Raw genomic sequence first — 18,995 nt, 5'->3', positions numbered from 1 at the left:
AATGCTAAAAAATTGGCTTAAAATATACTTAAGAAATACGATCAAGAATAAAGGGTTTACATTTCTTACAATTCTTGGTTTAGCTATCGGAATTGCTGGTGTTATTTTTTCGACTTTATATTGGAAAGATGAAACGAGTTACAATCAATGGAATCCGAATATTGGTCGCGTATTTGAAACATTAACTGTATTTCAGAGAGGTGGAGAAACTTGGCCTACAAGTGTTGAACCTTTGCCTCGTTACTTAAAAGAAAAATCAGATAAGATAGAAAGTTATTGTTGGTTTGAAGGTTGGTATGGGCAAGAAACTTATTACGTCAATAATAAAAAAGTTTATGTTACTGGAATTACTAGTACAGATCAGAATTTTTTTGATTTTATTCCATTCAAGTTTATAAAAGGAAGTGTAGATGATTTTCGCAAAAACAGATATGGTGTTGCAATAGAAGAGAGTGAAGCAATCAAAATCTTTGGTAAAGAAAACCCTGTAGGGAAAATCTTGACAACATATGATGGAATAAAGATGCCGATTTATGGTGTTTTTAAAGCAGAAAAATACACAAGCTTTCAACCTAAAATGGTTATTTCTAATATTTATTCACGTTTAGAGGATATTAAGGATAACTGGGGAAATTATGGCACAGGACTATTTATAAAGCTTAAAAATCCTGCAGACAAACTAGAAGTAGAGAAACTGGCTACACAATTATTTTATGAGAATAATACAGTTAAAAATGCGCAACGAGAAGGAGTTTCAGTAGAAGAATTTTCAAAGATATACGAACCTGTTAAAGTACAATTACAGCCTTTAAAAGATTCGAGATTAAATGCCAAAGTTTCAAGACTTCCGGAAGGAATGGGAAACAAACTGTTTTTACAGATTAACCTGGGATTATCTTATCTGATTTTAATTTTATCCATCATCAATTATATTAACCTTTCCACTGCACAAGCAATTAGAAGAGCAAAAGAAGTAGGAATCAGAAAAGTGGTTGGAGCAACCAAACGAAATATTGTTGTCCAATTTATTGTAGAAACAACCATTACAACTGTTTTGGCATTTGTGGTTGCTTTGGCTTTGGTTGAAGTAGGTTTACCCAGTTATAATCAGCTGATTGACAAAAACCTGGAAATAGAAATTATCCCGTTTATCCCATATCTTGTAGCGATTTTCATTGTAGTTGTGATTATTGCCGGAATTTTTCCTGCCATTTATGTGTCAAATTTTAAAGAGCTTAACGTTCTAAAAGGGAATTTTTCAAGAAGCAAGAATGGAATTTGGTTACGAAATGGAATGTTGATTTTACAATTTTCTATTGCTACATTCTTTATTGTAGCTGGAACTCTTGTTATTCAACAAATGAATCATATTGCAAAAAAAGATTTGGGATTTTCAGGAGATCAAGTGATTAGTATTCCGTTTAAAAGACAGGATTTAGGAGAAAATAAGTTCAATTTTTACGAAAGTTTCCAGCAAGATTTAGCAAAAATTAAAGGCGTACAAAGCATTAATGCAACGGCATTTAAGTTTGGTTCCGGTGGAGCAATATCCAACACAAGTTTTAGAGTAAAAGATAAACAATTGGTAACAGATAATATGGCGATTGACTTTGGCTTTCTAAACATGATGAAAATTGAAGTAAAAGAAGGACGAGATTTAGATCCTAAAATCTCATCTGATACAATTTCCAGTGTTCTTATTAATGAAACCGCAAAAAAACATTTTGGAGAAACATTAAAGTTAAATGACGAGTTCGATTGGAATAATCAAAAATTAAAACTGGTTGGAGTAATAAAAGATTTTAATTTGGGAGAGCCACAGGCTAAGATTAGACCAATGATGTTTTTTCATTTTAAAGTTGTAAAGTGGATGCCTTCCAATCTTCAAAATATACTGATTAAAATAGACACAGAAGATACAAAAGAAACCATCGATAACATTGAAACGTTTTGGAAAGCTAAAGTTAATCAAGATTATCCATTTGAATATGAATTTGTTGATAAGCAATTTGCTCGTTCGTATGAGAATTACACAAAACAAGAGAAAATGTTCAAAATTCTAAATGTTATTGTGATTACAATCGCATTATTTGGATTGTTTGCGCTTTCATCTTACACAATCGAACGTAAATACAAAGAAATTTCTTGAATTATTCTTACGGAACTTTTTATGCGCAGAAAATTAAGAGTTTGGCGGATACTAATTTTCAGTTTGGAAATCAATTAAAAGACAACAAAAGTCAATATATTGGATTGAATCTTTCTATTCCAATTTATTCGAGAGGAAATACAGCGCAACAACGAGAATTGAAAAAAATTGAATTACAATTAAATGAAGTGCAAAAAGATAAAGAGGAAAAACGATTAAATGATCTCGTTAATCTTGAAATAAAAAAATTAAATTTATTGAAAGATTTGACCAATTCTTTAATTGAAATTGTAAAAACTTCTGAACAATCTTTTGAAACCACAGAAACAAAATATAAGTTTGATAAAGTTGATGCTTCTGTTTACAAATCGTCTAAAAATCAAGTGTTAAAATCAAAATATAATGAACTCAATAATAATTTGAGTCAAGTATTTATTCAAAATCAATTAAAAATTTTAGTTGAAAATTAAAACTATACAAAATAAAAAACGACTCAATTATTGAGTCGTTTTTTATTTATAATTTGTTATTTATTCGGTAATTGCGGTGGACGCATTTTGTATTGATTCTGTTTCAAACTCAACAAAAAAGCTTCTAATGCATCCATTTCCGAAGCAGTTAAATTCAATTTCTGAACTAACTCTGTTGTTTTCGGAAATAATGAATCATTTTCTGTTTCTCATTTGGTTGAAAATGGAACATTCCTGCATTGTACATATTGATTACACCACGAATCGTAGGAAAAAGTCCGTTGTGCATATAAGGAGCATTTTGAGGAACTTCTCGTAATGAAGGTGTTTTGAATTCACCAACATTCTTAGCCAATTTAGTTGTATTGTATAATCCTAAATCCTCGTATTCTCGACCATAATATGTCAAACCTATATTATGAAATTTATTATCCGAAAAATATGCTGTATTGTGACAATTGATGCAACGCGCTTTTGTACGGAAAAGATGTAAACCTTCAATTTCTTGATCAGTTAATTCATCCGATTTTCCTGAAATAAATTTATCAAATCTATTTTTTGGTGATAAAATCGTACGTTCAAAGGTTGCAATTGCTTTTGTAATACGGTCATTCGTTACTTTTTCGTCACCAAAAGCAGCTTTAAATAATTCTTTGTAACCATTAATTTCAGCAATTCGTTTTGTTGCAAAATCAATATGATGATTCATTTCTTTTTTATCACGAATCGGAAATTCAGCTTGTTCTTCCAATGTTTTTGCACGACCATCCCAAAACATCACTTTTGAGTAAGCAACATTCATCAAACTCGGCGAATTACGCGCTCCCAATTGTCGATCTTCGCCATAAGGAACACGACGACCATCACCCCAATTCAGCTCAGGATCGTGGCAATTTGCACAAGAAATTTGATTTGAATTTGATAAACGAGGATCAAAAAATAAGGATTTTCCTAACTCAGCTTTTTCTTTAGAATACGGATTATCTTTAGGAAAAGGAACTTCGCCTAATGTACCAATATCTTCAAAACCATCTTTCAAAACACTTTCGTCAACAGTTGGTTTAGGCCATTTTGACTGATCTCCGCTACTATACAATGCACGTAATTCGGTAACTGTATAACCTTGATCGATTATTTTGTTACTGTTAAACGCATAAAATAGAGTAGTCGCACCAAATGCAACGATTGGAAGCATTTTTTTCATCTTCATTCTAATAATTTAATTGAATTCCGAAATTCATTAAATACGTATTATCTGTATTGATTTCGGTAAAATTGCTCTTATTTGTTGCAAATATACCTTTTAACTGCGTATATACTTCGATTGTTTTATTGTTTTTTACAGGTAAAATGTAGCGAATAGAAGTTGAAGCATCAAAATGATTGGTTGTATTGTACGCATAATCATAAGCCGCTACATTGTCATAGAAAGTATCTTCGTTGATTCCAGTCATTTTTGTATAATCAAAATAAGAATCCAATAAAGCATAATAATTAAAAGCTAAACCAATATTTATTTTCGAATTATCATTCAACATTAAATCTTTATTTCCATAAATACCAACATCTAACGATTTAATTTTCATGTCATAAATAGCTAAAGCATCGTAATATTTGTTCTGATTATAGCTTGTTTTGAATCCAAGAAAATAATTCATTTTCGTAACATCACGATTAGCTAAGTTAACATCAAAATTTAGATTTTGTAAACGATTTTGATAATTCATTCCACCGATAGAAACATCGTAATTTTCACCATCTTTTCTCGAAAAATCTAAACGTGTATTGATTGTATTGTTATCAAATTTTGTCATAAAATTCGCATAAGCAAAATGCTCGTTGATATCCCAAACATAGATAAAGAACTTATCTTCTTTTGTTTTGCTATCATACATTCGCTGTTGATTTTCTTGGTAATTGTAACCTAAAATCAACTTTGTATTGTCTGAATTAAATTGATATCCACCACCGATTTTAGAAATGATATTTCGTGTAAAATATTCGTAAATTGTTTTTTCGTTATCTATTTTATTTCTCAATGGATTATTAATTTCGCGACCATAACCAGCCATGTAACGCAAATAGGTATTCGAATTTTCTTCTACATCTTGATTTCTACCTTTATACTTTAGACTATAATCTTTATCTTTTCGACCATATGAACCTAACACAAAAATCTGATGTCCCTCAAAAAGTTCATAACCAACTTGAATTTCTCCAACTAATTGATTGTTTTTAATCTCTGGACGAGGATCTAATTTACGCGCCATTTTGTTGACATTCAATTCAGCTTTTGCAGCCAAAGTTAAATTGCCAAAATTTTTCGAAACTCCACCACGAATCAAATATTGCTGATTATCCCAATCTGCTGCACGCGGAACGTAGAAATATTGAGGAGAAAGCACTTGTTGCTCATCTGTACGCTCTTCAGAAAGGTTCCATGAAAGATTTTTTTCATTGAATTTCTGCAAGTCAATCATTCCGAAAATTCTAAAACCATTTTCAGTTGTATATAAACCTTCGCTCAAAAAACCGTAACGACTTGTTTCTTCTGCTGTTTGTTTACGCGAAAATTGATTGTTTTTATGACTGAAATAAATTCCAGTATGCGTATAATCTTTAATCGGTAAAGAATGTGTCGCAACAGGTAATTGCCAATTCAAATCCTTTATAACTTGTTCAGCTTCGTTAGAAGTTACTTTTATCGAATCATTTTCTTGCGCAAATGATGTACTTCCTAAAAGTAAACAAGCAAAAGAAACAATTTTCAATAATTTGTTATCGTATGTTGTTAAATCAATTGATTTCATGTTTTTTAATTTCTATTGCGCAAAAATCTTTGGTTCAGCTTTGATGTTTACAAAATCGTTTGTCGAATTGTTTGTATCCTTCAAAATTATACGACCATTAATTGTTTTTTGAGTTTTACGAATAATAGATGTTGATGTATAAGATCCTGCTGTTAAATAGACGTAACCAGCATCTTGTTTGTTCTGTAATTTTTTCGGAACCAATTTAGTTCCCATGTCTTGTGTTGTTTCTACAGCATCTAAAATAAAATAATTCGGCAATTGTAAATACTGATACGTCGTTTTATTTGATGGATTTTTAACTTTTCCAAAACCATTTATATCATTTTCATCAGCCCTAAAAAGAATATAAGCTTGACGACCTAAATTATCTAACAATAAATCTTTATTTCCATTTGCCCACCAAACAATATCTAAATCTGGAACAGCAGGATTTTGAATATCATATGAATATTGAGAACCTAAATAGCTCGTCATATTTACCTCAAAATCTGCATTTGATAAATCGACCGTCAACTCTGGTTTTAGAATTTCGATTACTTTACCATTTGCATCGGTGTAATTTCCTTTGTGATTTATCGCCGTTTGCGCAATTGTAATACTTTGTCCTGGTTGAACTGGATAAGTCGTTCCATTTCCTGGAATACGAACCGCATTCGCAACATACACATAACCTGTATTTGCTTCTGCACCTTTTGTGTTTCCTTCACCTTTAGACCAATCTAATTGTCCATTTGCTTGGGAATATGGTTGAGATTCGACTGTATTTGCGCCAAATAATTGTCCAAAAATTAAACCATCTGCATAAATTACTTCATTCGTCATTCCTGTTTGTATATTTTTTAGAATTGTTTTCGCATTTACAGGTAATTTTGAAGCATCAAAATCGCTATCAAAAGTAACTTTTGTTGTAAATGTAACGGGTTGAACCGCTGAATTTCCAAAATCATCATCAGAACAAGAATTAAATAATAAACTTGCTAAAATAGGAGTGAGAAGTATATATTTTTTTAACATAATAATCTTTTTTGAAATTGTTTAGAATTAGAAAGTATATTCAATTTTACCTCCCAATGAAAATTTTGCGATTTTTGAAACAATTCTTTCACCAGAATCGTTGATATAAGTAGGTTTTAAACCAAAAACATTTGTTGTATAAACAGATACTTTGAATCCATTTAAGAAATCTTTCGAAATACGTAAATGAAAATTATGCAATGAATTTTGTAATTCTGCTAATGTTTTTTGTGGAGCTTTAATCAAATGTCCGTATAATTCTGTATTTCCTCGATCTTCGACAGGAATTTCGTGATAAACAGAATTTTCATCTAAGTAACCAATTGGATTTCTATTGTTGTATTTATCGTGATTTTGAATAAAAATATGTTCTGTACGAAGAGATAAAATCAATCCAACTTTTTTTAAATGATAATTAAAATTTGTTCCAAACATTAAAGCTTCATCATTCGATTTTGGATTATAATAAACAGCATATTTCTCTTTTGCTAAAACATTTGTAGAAGCCGAATATTCATAAACAGGCTTATTATTTGTAGTTTTTGTATACGAACCATTCACTGAAATATCTAAATTTAGAGGTTTGATTCGGTTAAAATTCATAAACATTTCAATACCTTTATCTGTCGATTCTAAATTATTTTCCAAAGTATTATAAATAATTTGATAGGCTTCTTTCCCAATAACAGAATAAGTTGGAGTAGAAGTGGATGTGTCGACACTAATTGTAGAACCTTCTAAAGTTGCTACATGATCAACTCTTGAAATTCCATCCTTCAATTGATTATAATACCCTGTTACATTTAATGATCCAAAAGGTAAATTAACATCAAAACCAATTTCTGAATTGTAAGATCTACTTGGTTTCAAGTTTAAGTTATTTCCTTCCAAAAGAAACGTTTCAATCCACCCATATTGTTTATTGTTGACATAATAAATTCCGTCTCCCAACAAACGATCATAAATTCGATCTCCCGTGAATAGCTGATTTAACGAAGGTGCTTTAGAAGCAATACCGTATCCACCACGAATTCTAAACACTTTATTGAACGCATAAGATGTATTTATACGCGGTTGAAATGTGTTATTTCCATACTGATTATCGAATCTAAATCCTAAATCTAATTTGAAAACATTGTCATTTTCGCCAAATTTTACAATTCTATCTTCTGCATAGACAGACAATTGCCATTGCGTTTTGGTATTTTTGAAATTATAATCACGATAACCTAAACCACCTTTTGCACCGCTTAATGTATAATAATTAGGCGTTGTATTTTCGTCCGTATATGTCCCTCGACCTTTGTTAGAGCTTGATCGAGAAGATAAACCAACAGAAAAAGTATGGTTCCAATTATTTTTAGATTCGTAATTTTTCACACCTTCTATATTTAAGAAAGTAGACATCGGAATTCCTTCTACATTTTTGACAAACGTGTATTGATTTGGTAAAAATATCGCATCCGAAATTCCATTTTCCGTAGAAGTTGTAACCGCAGCAGTTGCGACATTATTCCAACGTTCTTCTTTCGAATTTTGCTTTTCATAACTGATATTTGCATCAACATTCAAAGCATCAATCCAATCTTTTTTCAAGTTCCATTTCAGATTATTAGATAATCGAATCGAAAACTTGTCATTCTTTATTTTAGGATCCGAAATATCATCTGGATCATATTTTATTTTATCATTATTGATTGCGAAACTTCCTTCTAAAGTATTAACCAATGTATTGATTTTGTTTGATGATTTCCACGCCGCATTTGTTGTTATACGATTATAGGATTTTAAATTATCGCGAACATCTTCATTAGAAGCCAAATAATTACCCGACAAACTCAAGAAATTTCTATCATTAATTTTAAAACCTTTTGACATATTATATTCAGTCGTCGCATCTAACATCGAAATGGAAGCGCGTAGGGGAGTTGCACTAACTTTAGAATTGATGATGATTAATCCTGAAGTTAAATCACCATATTTTGCAGGAGCTATTCCTTGAATAATTTTTACTTCATCGATATTAGCAGTTGTAATTTGACGTAAATCAACACCATAACTAGGGTTATTAAAATCATTGAAACCACCACCAGATAAGGAAGTAAACGCTTGCATATTTTCATTGTTCGAAATTGGAATATCGTTGACTACAATCGACGTCCCAAACGCTTTATTCTGAAAATAATCTTTGCGATCATTATTTGTATTACTTGACAAACTTCCTGATAATCCCAAATTATTTGAAGAAATCGCAGTTCTAAAAACAACATTTTTGAACTCGTTATTATTAAAATCCATTGTTACTTGTCCTGGTAATTGTTGCAAAACTTCGTTTAACGAAAACGCTTGCACATTTTCTATTGCTTCTTTACCAAGCGTAATCTCGGAATATTCTTTCTTTTTTTTGGGAAAATATCAACTTGTTCCAAACGTAAAGTTTGATTGTATAACACAATCGAAACGTTATTTTCTGAAGAATCTACAACAATTTCTTGTGTTTCTTTTCCTTTTTGAGAAAAAGACAAATTAGTATTCTCGTTCGTTAATTCTATTGTAAAAAAGCCATCCGAATTTGTTTGTGTCCATCGTTTCGTTTGAAATGGAAAATATTTGTTAGTTAAAAACAATAGAAACGAATGGGAATTGCCTGGAGGAAGATTAGAACAAAATGAATTAGTAGAAGAAACTGTTGTTAGGGAAATCAACATTTAAAATTATAAATAATGGATATATAAAAGAGCTTAATAAAATACTTTATTTAACATAATATATATTATAATAATAATATTTCATAGAAATATTATTATTAATAATCTTTATTATGTAAAGTTGAATAATGTCGTCTACCTATTATTTGGGATTATCTATACAACTTTGAAGGTTTTAGATTAGGAATATATTTTAGAACAATATAATTTGCAAACTATTTAAAACTATAATATGTCCATAATAACTATTTTTTATTGTGTCTGTTACAAAAATAATTTTTGATAATTTATTTTGTAAACTTTTATACAATTTTATGTCTTTCTTCTCTAATTTAAATTGATATGAACCTCCATACTCTGTTTCCGCATAATCATCAAATTGATTAATTTCTATATTTNNTTTACTTTTTAAATAAAGTTTATAGAATATGTGTATTCATAGTCATTTAATTTCCACTCTAGCTCATCATCTTTTGTATAATTATAATATACTATTATACCATCTTTCTCTCTAGCTCCATTAAGACAGTTTATAAAAATTCCGAAAAAAATAACTATTAAGAAAAATCTATTTAACATAATATATTTAGTTTAAAATAAAAAAACCTCTAACAATTAGAGGTTTTAATATACTATAAATTATTGTATTATTATTACATTTTTGGCATTCCTGGGAATCCACCTGCAGGCATATTTTTAGACATTGTTTCCATCATCTTTTTACCATTTGCAGAATTCATAAATTTCATCATTTTTCCCATTTCAGAGAATTGTTTCAATAATTGATTCACTTCTTGTAAAGATGTTCCAGAACCAGCTGCAATTCTTTTCTTACGAGAATTATCGATAATATTTGGATTTTTACGCTCTTTTTTCGTCATTGAGTGAATAATCGCTTCAACCCCTTTAAAAGCATTGTCGTCAATATCTACATCTTTCAACGCTTTTCCAGCTCCAGGAATCATTCCAACCAAATCTTTCATATTACCCATACGTTTGATTTGCTGAATTTGTTTTAAGAAATCATCAAAATCGAAGCTATTTTTTGCAATTTTCTTTTGCAAACGTTTTGCTTCTTCTTCGTCAAATTGCTCTTGAGCACGCTCTACTAACGAAACAACGTCACCCATTCCCAAAATACGATCCGCCATACGTTCTGGATAGAAAACATCTAAAGCTTCCATTTTCTCACCAGTAGAAATAAATTTGATTGGCTTATCAACAACAGTTCTAATCGTTAAAGCAGCTCCACCACGTGTATCACCGTCTAATTTTGTTAAAACAACTCCATTATAATTCAATACTTCATTGAAAGCTTTTGCAGTATTCACCGCATCTTGACCTGTCATAGAGTCTACAACAAATAAAGTTTCGGTAGGATTAACTGTTTGGTGAACGCGACGAATTTCATCCATCATTTGCTCATCAATCGCCAAACGACCAGCTGTATCGACAATAATTACATTATTTCCATTTTGTTTTGCTTGTGCAATCGCTGATTGAGCAATTTCTACAGGATTTTTGTTTTCTAAATCAGCATAAACATCTACACCAATTTGCTCTCCTAAAACTTGTAACTGATTGATGGCAGCTGGACGATAAACATCACCAGCAACTAATAATACTTTTTTGTTTTTCTTAGTTTTTAGGAAATTAGCTAATTTACCAGAAAAAGTTGTTTTACCAGAACCTTGCAAACCAGCAATCAAAATAATTGTCGGATTATCGTCTACTTTCAGTTCAGTAACCTCACCTCCCATTAATTTTGCTAATTCATCATGAACAATTTTTACCATTAATTGTCCAGGATTAAGCGACGTAATTACGTTTTCACCTAAAGCCTTTTCTTTTACCGTATTTGTAAAATCTTTTGCAACTTTATAACTAACATCGGCATCAACAAGGGCTCTACGCACCTCTTTTACGGTTTCTGCAACGTTAATTTCTGTAATTTGTCCTTTTCCTTTTAAGGTATGTAATGCTTTATCTAATTTATCCTGAAGATTTTGAAACATTTTGAGTCAATTTTAGGACACAAATATAAAAAAATTATACCGAATAATATAAAATCACACAACAAGGGTTTTAATTAAGTTATAATGATTAACTTGCGTGCTCAAATTTTGGTTGAATGAAAAAAGGTTTAGTACTATTTTTATTCTTTGTTACTGGGGTGGTTTTCAGTCAAACAAAGAATAACCAAACTTATTATTTTTTTTCCATCGCTTATGGACAAGATAATGAAGTTTATGTGACAGATGTTTATGAAGCAAACATCGATAACAAAGATATCTACGGCAAATTGGCAGATAGATATACAAAGTTTCAGAATTATTTATTGAAAAATGGAACGATTGGTTCTTTAAAAGAAATTCAAACGGGTTACGAAAAGAATTATCAGAAAAAAGAACAAGCTGAAGCTGAACAAAAATATTTTCTATCTACATTAGAAAAACAACAATTTACAGCGAAAATGGTTAATTATTCGCTTTAAAGCATAAAAAATCCACTTCAAATGAAGTGGATTTTTTTATTTTTATTTTGAACTGATTTATTGATCGTTCAATAATCTTGCTGCTTCTTTTGCAAAATAAGTTGAAATTAGGTCTGCTCCTGCTCTTTTGAAACAAGTTAAAGACTCTAAAATTACTTTATCATTATCTAACCAACCTTTTTCTACAGCAGCTTTTATCATCGCATATTCACCTGAAACCTGATAAACAGAAACCGGAACTTGTAAATTATCTTTCACTAATTTAACAATATCCAGATATGCCATACCTGGTTTTACCATCAAAATATCTGCACCTTCTTCTACATCCGCAATTGCTTCGCGCAATGCTTCTTGTGAATTATGGTAATCCATTTGATAGGTTTTTTTGTCTTTCGGAATTTCTTGAGAATCAACTGGTGCAGAATCTAAAGCTGTACGGAAAGGTCCATAAAAAGATGATGCATATTTCGCAGCATACGTCATAATTCCTACATTATGAAAACCGTTCTCCTCCAACGCAGCGCGCATCGCTCCTATTCGACCGTCCATCATATCAGAAGGCGCAACAAAATCTGCACCAGCTTCTGCATGAGATAATGTCATTTTTACCAAAGCATCAACTGTTTCATCATTAATAACTTCTCCATTTTTGATGATTCCGTCATGACCATAAATTGAATATGGATCTAAGGCAACATCAGGCATTACAATCATTTCTGGAACAGCATCTTTAATTGCTTTGATTGTATTTTGCATCAATCCGTTTGGATTCCAAGCCTCTTTACCTGTATTATCTTTTAAGTTATCACTAACTTTACAATATATGTTAACTGATTTTATACCTAAATCCCAAATTTCTTTTACTTCTTTTACAGTATTGTCAAGAGATTGGCGGTAAATACCTGGCATTGCAGCAATTTCTTCCTTCACGCCTTCTCCTTCAGCCATAAAAATTGGTAAAATAAAATCGTTTGGTGACAAATGATTTTCGCGAATCATACTACGAATTGATTCGTTTTTGCGTAGTCGTCTATGTCTGTTATATAAAAACATTTGATTAAAATTTTAGACAAATTTACTCGATTTCATTTGAATAAGGCTAATGAATAATATCAATTATATTTATTGATTTTAAAAGAAAATCAATCATTTGAATAATCAATTAAAATATTTATCATTCATTATATTATTTGGATTAATATCTTGTAATAAAAGCAATTATAAAACGATTCAATTTAGAAGTTTTTCTATGGAAATTCCGAAAGATTGGAAAAAAGTGAAATTAGGCGGAATTGATAGTGAAGTTGGAGGAATTATTACTCCAAATAATGATACATTAATTTATGATTATGGTTTACTTGCAGGCGGAGATTTTGATATTAATGCTAAAATTGCAGATAGTATTTTTACAACTATTTTAAATAATAATCCTGATTTAGAATTGGAAAAAATCTCTGAATTATATATCAATAAACTTCATAAAACAAATATTGATTCTATCGTACATTCAAAATACCAGATTTCTTATATTGTTATTGATCATCAAAAAGCAAAACTTATACAATCAAATCATCATAAATTAATTGCAGTTTATATGGATACTATTAAAAACTCAACTTCAAAATTTAATTTTATTGGTTACAATTTAGATGAAAAGTCACAAGAAGAATTTATAAATTCTATTAAAACAATCAAATTCAAAAAATAGATTTAAACTTGCTCAAACGTAGCTAAACAAATATCTTTGCAGCATGCGAATAGATATTATCACTGTTTTACCCGAATTATTAGTTAGTCCATTTTCTGCCTCGATTATGAAACGTGCGCAAGACAAAGGTTTAGCTGAAATTCATGTTCACGATTTGAGAGATTTTGGAAAAGGACGTTATCGTCATGTAGATGATTATCCGTACGGAGGAACTTCTGGAATGGTGATTATGTGCGAGCCTTTGGACAAAATGATTTCGAAATTGAAAGATGAACGAACTTATGATGAAATTATTTATTTGACGCCAGATGGTGAAACGTTGAATCAAACAATTGCGAATGATTTGTCGTTGAAAGGAAATCTTATGATGATTTGTGGACATTACAAGGGAATCGATCAACGTATTCGAGATATGTATGTGACGAGAGAAATTTCGATTGGCGATTATGTGCTTTCTGGTGGAGAATTTGGCGCAATTATTTTGGCTGATTCTATTATTCGTTTATTACCTGGCGTAATTGGTGATGAGACTTCTGCCCTTTCAGATTCGTTTCAAGATGATTTGTTAGCGCCACCAATTTATACGCGTCCTGCCGAATATAAAGGTCTAAAAGTTCCTGATGTTTTACTTTCGGGTAACTTTCCTAAAATTGAAGAATGGTTGCATGAAAAAGCAGTTGAACGTACAAAAGAACGTCGCCCAGATTTGTTAGAAAAAAGATCAAAATAAACTAAAAAAAGCTTNNGAAGCTTTTTTTAGTTTATTTTATTTAATTCGATGAATATATTCAATTACTTTATCGTTAAAAATTTGTGGTTGATCGACATTCACAACATGTCCACAATCTTCGATAACAATCAATTCTGAATGTTTGGTATGTGCTTTTATTAATTCCTGAATCGAAGGCAAAAACATATGATCTTCTGCTCCCATCACATATAAAGTCGGAATATTTAATTCAATTTTTCGAAACCATTTTAGCAATGGATTGACATCCGCAGTGAGTTTGAACCATTTCAAAAATTCTTTTTGATACAATTTCTTCGCCTCATTGATAAATAATAGCCTTGACTCTTTGTGCGTATTCTTTGGCATGATAGCGAAAGCAAAAATTCGATACAAGATTAAATAAGGCAACATATGTTTGAATGTATTTCCAACGTTAATCAAAAATTGACATTGAAAATTAATTTTCATAATTGCGCCTCCCATCACCATTGATTTGAATCGCTCCGAATAATCTTCTGCCAATTGTCGAATCACAATCGTTCCCAAAGACATCCCAACAAAATGTGTTTTATCGATATTTAAATGATCTAAAACATCAATCACATCTTTTGAAACTGATTTGAAAGTATAACGTTTTTCGAAAAGCGCTTTCAAGTTTTTCTTAGAACGTCCATGTCCTCTCAAGTCCATTAACAAAACATTGAAATGTTTGCGAAATTCACGCAATTGCTTGAACCAAATCGTAGAACTTCCTCCTGCTCCATGAACAAAAGTCACCCATTCTGTGCTCGTTGGATGATTATATGTAGTGTATGCTAACAATTTTCTAAATAAGTTTTTGCAAAATTAAACTAAAAACTATGCCAAGCATAATAATTTCTAGGTTTTAAGAAATTTTTAATCTTCATCGTCGTCGTCATCTGTAAAAGAACTAGTCTTTTTCAAGTAAAAAACATCGTTCATCACTTCAGCTTTCACGTAATTTAGATTTTCTTGCTCTTTCATTCGATCTGTAAATAACGTTCCTGTTAAATGATCGTATTCGTGCTGAAAAATAACCGCTGTAAAACCTTCAACTGTTTCATCATGAAAATTTCCATCCAAATCATAATATGCCAATCGAAGAACCAAGCTTCTATACACTTTTCCGAAAATATCAGGAATAGACAAACAACCTTCGCGACCGTGACGAACAATGTCCGAATACCACGTGATTTTTGGATTGATAATAAACTCAAAAGGTTCGCCTTCTTTGTCAAAACGTTGCACCCAAACCGCGTTGCGATTAATTCCAATTTGTGGAGCTGCAATACCAACACCTTTACTTGCCTCGTCTTGAACCGTTGCATACATACGATCGGCCAATAATTTGATTAATGGATCTTTTGGATCAATATCAATAGAAGTTGATTTTAAGATTTTTGTATCTGCATCCGAAGTTGTTAATAAAACACGAAAAGGATCATAGGATTTCTTTTCTTTTATTAATGTTAATTCTGCCTTTGCTAATGGCGTATAAACAATGTTTTTCATATTTTTTGATTGAGCAAATAATGCAGAAGAACAAATCAATAAACTATAGGTTAATGTTTTTATCATTTTTTAAGTATCAATTTGTCTAAAGAATATTTTCCTGCGCCTGATAAAAATATAACTAAATAATTGATTAAGTAGAATAATCCCAATTCTTTTTTACCAAAATCATGATCTGCATGCACGATAAATACAGCAACTAACATTGTAATGATTAGTGGAATTACCGCCAAACGAGTAAATAATCCAACTAAAACTAAAAAAGCACAAAGAATTTCTGCAAAAACCGTTAAACCCAAAGATATTTCTGGTCCAAGTCCAATTGGATCACCAAATTCAAAATTTCCATTGACTAATTTTTGCAATTTTCCGAATCCGTGTGTAAACATAAATCCTCCTACTGCGATACGTAATAATAACAATGATAAATCGATAAATGCTGGTTGATTTCCTAAAAGTTTAAATTTTGTGCTCATTTTTTTATTTTTTTCAAATATAAGTTCTAGTTTTTACGTTCACCTTTAAATAGATCAAGGAATTTACATTTTTGGATTAATTTTGGTTAATCTTTCTATTCAAGAATAAAAAAATACAACGTATGTTTAAAAACATTGCTTTAATTACCATATTATTTTCAGGTTTTGCATTTGCTCAAAAATCTGAATTACAACAAAATGATGTTTTAGGAAATCCAACTTTTATCGAAGAATCGATGCAAAAAGCACGTATTCGCATGAAGTTTATTGAAGGTTATGAAACGGAATATTACACAAAATCAACGTATAATAAAGATGGTAATCCGACAAAACGTGATTATTTTGATGAAGCTGGAAATAAAACTTTTGCTGAAATATTTAATTATAATGAATCGAATAAATTGATTTCGAGTGAAATGAAAAACAATGACGAAAGTTTAGTTTTCAATTTTGATTACGAATATACAACAGAGGGTTACATTGTCACCAAGAGCGAAAATGATGTCAATGTTTCTAAAACGGAATATAAATTAGATCAAAATCAGAATATAACTTACGAAAGAGAAACTAATTTATTGGAAGATTCGGATGTTTTTATCGAAAAAACGTTTGAATATCAAAATGGATTTTTAGTCAAAACATTGGTAAAATATAACCAAGGAACTTATACGTTGAATTATAAGAATGACGCGAAAGGCAATCCAATAGAGGAAACTTATGTGGACAAAAACAATAAACAAGTCAATAAATATGTGCGAAAATTTGATGAAAACAATAATATTATCGAAGAAACGGTGATTGATGAAACAGGAAAAGTAAAGAATATATCAACGATTAAATATCAATACGATAATCACAAAAATTGGGTCAAACGAACGCAATTTGTAAAAGATATTGATCAACCAATTTCAAATACGACAAGGACAATACGTTACTAAAATTCAAGAGCCAAAACTAATTTGGCTCTTTTTTATTTGATTATTTAACTAAATATTTTTAAATTTATTTTAATCAATTATTTAACTTCATCTATTATGATCAATAATGTGCAAGAATTTAATCGACTTTTTCAGTTATACCAAAAAGATAATCGTTTCAATTTGTACATAAATGATTATCCTAAAAACGAATTTTTATTTCAATTTTATTCAGATGAGATTGAAGATTTAAACTTAGAATATGTTGATATTACTTCAAATTCTATCAAAAAAATTCATGATTATCGTGCAAAATTAAGCGATTTTTTTCAACCCGAAGAACTTCCAGCATTAGAGATTAAATCAATTTCAGGTTATTTTAGTCATTTTGATTTTTATTTTATGACCAATGAAAAAACCTTTGTATTTAATTATATTAATCGCGATTTTTTATCTCAACTAATTGATATTCTTCTTTCTGAATTAGATTGTAATTTTATCAGCCGATTAAAAACTGAACTTTTAATCAATTTGGAGTACGATTAAATTTTTTGTTAAACTTTTTCAGCGATATTTATTCGTTTTGAAAAGATTAATTAAGATTTATTTTTTGCGAAAACTGATCCAAAATATAATGTTTTACCTTTAATTATTATTTTGATGTAAAAGAGAATTTATACCAAGAATTGTGGAAGTCTTATTTTAATTGGACAACAATTGAAACAAGGAAAAATTCGATGTTACTAATCCAAATGATGCCAAAACGCTTTTGGAAACACTTGACAGAGTATAAAATATCAATATTCAGAAAAATATACCTATCAATATAATTATGAGTAAAACTTATTTATCTCCATTTATCCATCTCGAAACGGACTGAGAAAATGTTAGAATATAATCCTAAACCGCTGTCTCCAAAGTTTGTCAAAGCATAATCAATCGAGATTCCTTTGTATTTGAAACCTACCCCAACATTTGGCTGAATTTGAGTTTTATCTTTTCCATCAAATTGCGAAATCTTCTGTAAATTGTTCAATCCTCCACGTACAAAAACCATGTCATCATAACCTAATTCAAGACCAACTTGTGGCGAAATCGAAAATCCTTTTCCAGAAATTGCGGCATTCGTTTGTTGAAATTCGATATTCATATCAACCTCTCCCAATAACGAAACTCGTTCATTAAAATCAAAACGTTTTCCAACTCCAAATTGCAATTTAGGCATTGTTAATTCGATATTCTCTCCAGGTAAATCATTCAAAATTGTTGGCTCACCTTCATTATTTGGTTCGTCAATCGTGATTTCTTTTACCTTTTGTTTATTGATACTCCACGCATTGAAAGTTGTTGTAATATCTCGTGCCATCAAACCAAAATACATTTTATTATCGGTACGATATTGCAAACCAAGATCTAAACCGAAACCAAATCCTTGCGCAAATTTCCCAATATGTCGATAAACGATTTTAGCATTTGCACCAAACTGAATATCTTTATTATTAAAGACATTTCCCGCATAAGACATTGTTAAAGCATAGTCTGCTGTAGAAAATTTAGAGATTTTATCGTAATTAATATTTCCTTGATTATCAATCAATTCTGTTGTATTCAAAATATTATCAACACCAAAACGTGTAAACGAAAATGCAATCGTAGAATTACTTTCTCTCAACGGAATTGCAACCGCCGCATAATCAAATTTTGCAATCGACTGAAAATATTCAGCATGCATTGCTGCAGCTTCCCAATCATAGGTAATTTCCGTTAATCCAGCAGGATTCCAATAAGCCGCATTTGCATTTCCAATATTCGCCACAACCGCATTACCCATTGCAAACGAGCGCGCATCTGCACCAATATTCAAAAACTCGTTCGAATATTTGCGTGTGGTTTGAGAAAAAGCAAATTGACTTGCCAGAACAGATAATATAAGGAATGTCTTTTTCAAAATTGATGAATTACGAATATAAAAACTCAAAAATA

At 30.5% G+C, this 18,995-nt stretch carries 19 protein-coding genes and 1 pseudogene; 9 read left to right on the top strand and 11 right to left on the bottom strand.

Annotated elements, in window-relative coordinates:
• Position 1 precedes the first annotated feature (1 nt).
• Both B4L98_RS03055 and B4L98_RS03050 read left to right on the top strand, forming a co-directional pair.
• Positions 2-2,149 (top strand): ABC transporter permease, encoded by a 2,148-nt coding sequence (locus B4L98_RS03055; protein WP_286494824.1) that lies wholly within the window; start codon positions 2-4, stop codon positions 2,147-2,149.
• Complete coding sequence (locus tag B4L98_RS03050; RefSeq protein ID WP_286494825.1) at positions 2,146-2,619, top strand: TolC family protein; 474 nt, start codon at positions 2,146-2,148, stop codon at positions 2,617-2,619. The genes B4L98_RS03055 and B4L98_RS03050 overlap by 4 nt, the downstream gene beginning before the upstream one ends.
• A gap of 166 nt (positions 2,620-2,785) precedes the next feature.
• Here the strand turns inward: B4L98_RS03050 and B4L98_RS03045 are convergent, their stop codons facing one another.
• From B4L98_RS03045 to B4L98_RS03025, 5 genes are read right to left on the bottom strand one after another with little or no spacing between them, the layout of a single operon-like run.
• A complete protein-coding gene (locus B4L98_RS03045; protein WP_291048244.1) occupies positions 2,786-3,823 on the bottom strand; it encodes a cytochrome-c peroxidase in 1,038 nt (345 codons plus the stop codon).
• Positions 3,824-3,830: 7 nt separating this feature from the next.
• Positions 3,831-5,429: a DUF6850 family outer membrane beta-barrel protein gene (locus B4L98_RS03040; protein WP_291059635.1), complete on the bottom strand. Its 1,599-nt coding sequence runs from the start codon at positions 5,427-5,429 to the stop codon at positions 3,831-3,833.
• Positions 5,430-5,441: 12 nt separating this feature from the next.
• On the bottom strand, positions 5,442-6,446 hold the full coding sequence (locus B4L98_RS03035) for a DUF4876 domain-containing protein (RefSeq protein ID WP_291072435.1): 1,005 nt from the start codon (positions 6,444-6,446) through the stop codon (positions 5,442-5,444).
• Between the two features lie 27 nt (positions 6,447-6,473).
• Positions 6,474-8,798, bottom strand: coding sequence for a TonB-dependent receptor plug domain-containing protein (locus B4L98_RS03030; protein ID WP_291059631.1), 2,325 nt, complete (start codon positions 8,796-8,798; stop codon positions 6,474-6,476).
• A gap of 5 nt (positions 8,799-8,803) precedes the next feature.
• Entirely contained in the window at positions 8,804-9,073 is a 270-nt protein-coding gene (locus tag B4L98_RS03025) for a carboxypeptidase-like regulatory domain-containing protein (RefSeq protein ID WP_291077506.1), read from the bottom strand.
• On the opposite strand from B4L98_RS03025, the gene B4L98_RS14665 reads away from it, so the two are divergent.
• Entirely contained in the window at positions 9,057-9,158 is a 102-nt protein-coding gene (locus tag B4L98_RS14665) for an NUDIX domain-containing protein (protein WP_414646663.1), read from the top strand. The genes B4L98_RS03025 and B4L98_RS14665 overlap by 17 nt on opposite strands.
• A 649-nt stretch (positions 9,159-9,807) precedes the next feature.
• Here B4L98_RS14665 and ffh read toward each other — a convergent pair.
• A complete protein-coding gene (ffh, locus tag B4L98_RS03020) occupies positions 9,808-11,169 on the bottom strand; it encodes a signal recognition particle protein (RefSeq protein WP_219034600.1) in 1,362 nt (453 codons plus the stop codon).
• Positions 11,170-11,285: 116 nt separating this feature from the next.
• Between ffh and B4L98_RS03015 the strand changes: the two genes are divergently transcribed.
• The gene (locus B4L98_RS03015) at positions 11,286-11,648 is read left to right on the top strand and encodes a hypothetical protein (RefSeq protein ID WP_219034601.1); all 363 of its coding nucleotides are present in this window, start codon (positions 11,286-11,288) and stop codon (positions 11,646-11,648) included.
• 57 nt (positions 11,649-11,705) lie between these two features.
• Here B4L98_RS03015 and hemB read toward each other — a convergent pair whose 3' ends face one another.
• A complete protein-coding gene (gene hemB / locus B4L98_RS03010; protein WP_038334133.1) occupies positions 11,706-12,701 on the bottom strand; it encodes a porphobilinogen synthase in 996 nt (331 codons plus the stop codon).
• Between the two features lie 196 nt (positions 12,702-12,897).
• Here hemB and B4L98_RS03005 point away from each other — a divergent pair, with 196 nt between their 5' ends.
• Complete coding sequence (locus B4L98_RS03005) at positions 12,898-13,356, top strand: hypothetical protein (protein WP_291048257.1); 459 nt, start codon at positions 12,898-12,900, stop codon at positions 13,354-13,356.
• 43 nt (positions 13,357-13,399) lie between these two features.
• A complete protein-coding gene (trmD, locus tag B4L98_RS03000) occupies positions 13,400-14,086 on the top strand; it encodes a tRNA (guanosine(37)-N1)-methyltransferase TrmD (protein WP_125349373.1) in 687 nt (228 codons plus the stop codon).
• 36 nt (positions 14,087-14,122) lie between these two features.
• Here the strand turns inward: trmD and B4L98_RS02995 are convergent, their stop codons facing one another.
• The 3 genes from B4L98_RS02995 to B4L98_RS02985 all read right to left on the bottom strand — a co-directional run bounded on the left by B4L98_RS02995 (position 14,123) and on the right by B4L98_RS02985 (position 16,095).
• Complete coding sequence (locus B4L98_RS02995; protein WP_291048260.1) at positions 14,123-14,908, bottom strand: alpha/beta fold hydrolase; 786 nt, start codon at positions 14,906-14,908, stop codon at positions 14,123-14,125.
• A gap of 75 nt (positions 14,909-14,983) precedes the next feature.
• On the bottom strand, positions 14,984-15,685 hold the full coding sequence (gene def / locus B4L98_RS02990; protein WP_219034603.1) for a peptide deformylase: 702 nt from the start codon (positions 15,683-15,685) through the stop codon (positions 14,984-14,986).
• A complete protein-coding gene (locus B4L98_RS02985; RefSeq protein WP_291062517.1) occupies positions 15,682-16,095 on the bottom strand; it encodes a DoxX family protein in 414 nt (137 codons plus the stop codon). The genes def and B4L98_RS02985 overlap by 4 nt, the downstream gene beginning before the upstream one ends.
• A gap of 122 nt (positions 16,096-16,217) precedes the next feature.
• On the opposite strand from B4L98_RS02985, the gene B4L98_RS02980 reads away from it, so the two are divergent.
• From B4L98_RS02980 to B4L98_RS14660, 3 genes and pseudogenes are all read left to right on the top strand, one after another.
• Complete coding sequence (locus B4L98_RS02980; protein ID WP_291062516.1) at positions 16,218-17,033, top strand: hypothetical protein; 816 nt, start codon at positions 16,218-16,220, stop codon at positions 17,031-17,033.
• A 96-nt stretch (positions 17,034-17,129) separates the two neighbouring features.
• On the top strand, positions 17,130-17,558 hold the full coding sequence (locus B4L98_RS02975; RefSeq protein ID WP_291072437.1) for a hypothetical protein: 429 nt from the start codon (positions 17,130-17,132) through the stop codon (positions 17,556-17,558).
• A 122-nt stretch (positions 17,559-17,680) separates the two neighbouring features.
• A pseudogene (locus B4L98_RS14660) lies at positions 17,681-17,842 on the top strand (DUF4130 domain-containing protein); the annotation flags it as partial.
• 17 nt (positions 17,843-17,859) lie between these two features.
• On the opposite strand, the gene B4L98_RS02970 reads toward B4L98_RS14660, so the two are convergent.
• The gene (locus B4L98_RS02970; RefSeq protein ID WP_286494835.1) at positions 17,860-18,960 is read right to left on the bottom strand and encodes a PorV/PorQ family protein; all 1,101 of its coding nucleotides are present in this window, start codon (positions 18,958-18,960) and stop codon (positions 17,860-17,862) included.
• Positions 18,961-18,995 lie beyond the last annotated feature (35 nt).

Origin of the sequence: Empedobacter sp. UBA5528, from assembly GCF_002426075.1 — a bacterium.
In the GTDB taxonomy this organism is placed as follows: domain Bacteria; phylum Bacteroidota; class Bacteroidia; order Flavobacteriales; family Weeksellaceae; genus Empedobacter; species Empedobacter falsenii_B.
The sequence above is the reverse complement of the archived record's forward strand: the minus strand, read 5'-3'. Positions and strand labels throughout refer to the sequence as shown.

Coding starts and splice junctions, on each gene's coding strand:
- B4L98_RS03055 (WP_286494824.1), top strand. CDS start 2: ATGCTAAAAAATTGGCTTAAAATATACTTAAGAAATACGATCAAGAAT.
- B4L98_RS03045 (WP_291048244.1), bottom strand. CDS start 3,823: ATGAAAAAAATGCTTCCAATCGTTGCATTTGGTGCGACTACTCTATTT.
- B4L98_RS03040 (WP_291059635.1), bottom strand. CDS start 5,429: ATGAAATCAATTGATTTAACAACATACGATAACAAATTATTGAAAATT.
- B4L98_RS03035 (WP_291072435.1), bottom strand. CDS start 6,446: ATGTTAAAAAAATATATACTTCTCACTCCTATTTTAGCAAGTTTATTA.
- ffh (WP_219034600.1), bottom strand. CDS start 11,169: ATGTTTCAAAATCTTCAGGATAAATTAGATAAAGCATTACATACCTTA.
- B4L98_RS03015 (WP_219034601.1), top strand. CDS start 11,286: ATGAAAAAAGGTTTAGTACTATTTTTATTCTTTGTTACTGGGGTGGTT.
- hemB (WP_038334133.1), bottom strand. CDS start 12,701: ATGTTTTTATATAACAGACATAGACGACTACGCAAAAACGAATCAATT.
- B4L98_RS03005 (WP_291048257.1), top strand. CDS start 12,898: ATGGAAATTCCGAAAGATTGGAAAAAAGTGAAATTAGGCGGAATTGAT.
- trmD (WP_125349373.1), top strand. CDS start 13,400: ATGCGAATAGATATTATCACTGTTTTACCCGAATTATTAGTTAGTCCA.
- def (WP_219034603.1), bottom strand. CDS start 15,685: ATGATAAAAACATTAACCTATAGTTTATTGATTTGTTCTTCTGCATTA.
- B4L98_RS02985 (WP_291062517.1), bottom strand. CDS start 16,095: ATGAGCACAAAATTTAAACTTTTAGGAAATCAACCAGCATTTATCGAT.
- B4L98_RS02980 (WP_291062516.1), top strand. CDS start 16,218: ATGTTTAAAAACATTGCTTTAATTACCATATTATTTTCAGGTTTTGCA.
- B4L98_RS02975 (WP_291072437.1), top strand. CDS start 17,130: ATGATCAATAATGTGCAAGAATTTAATCGACTTTTTCAGTTATACCAA.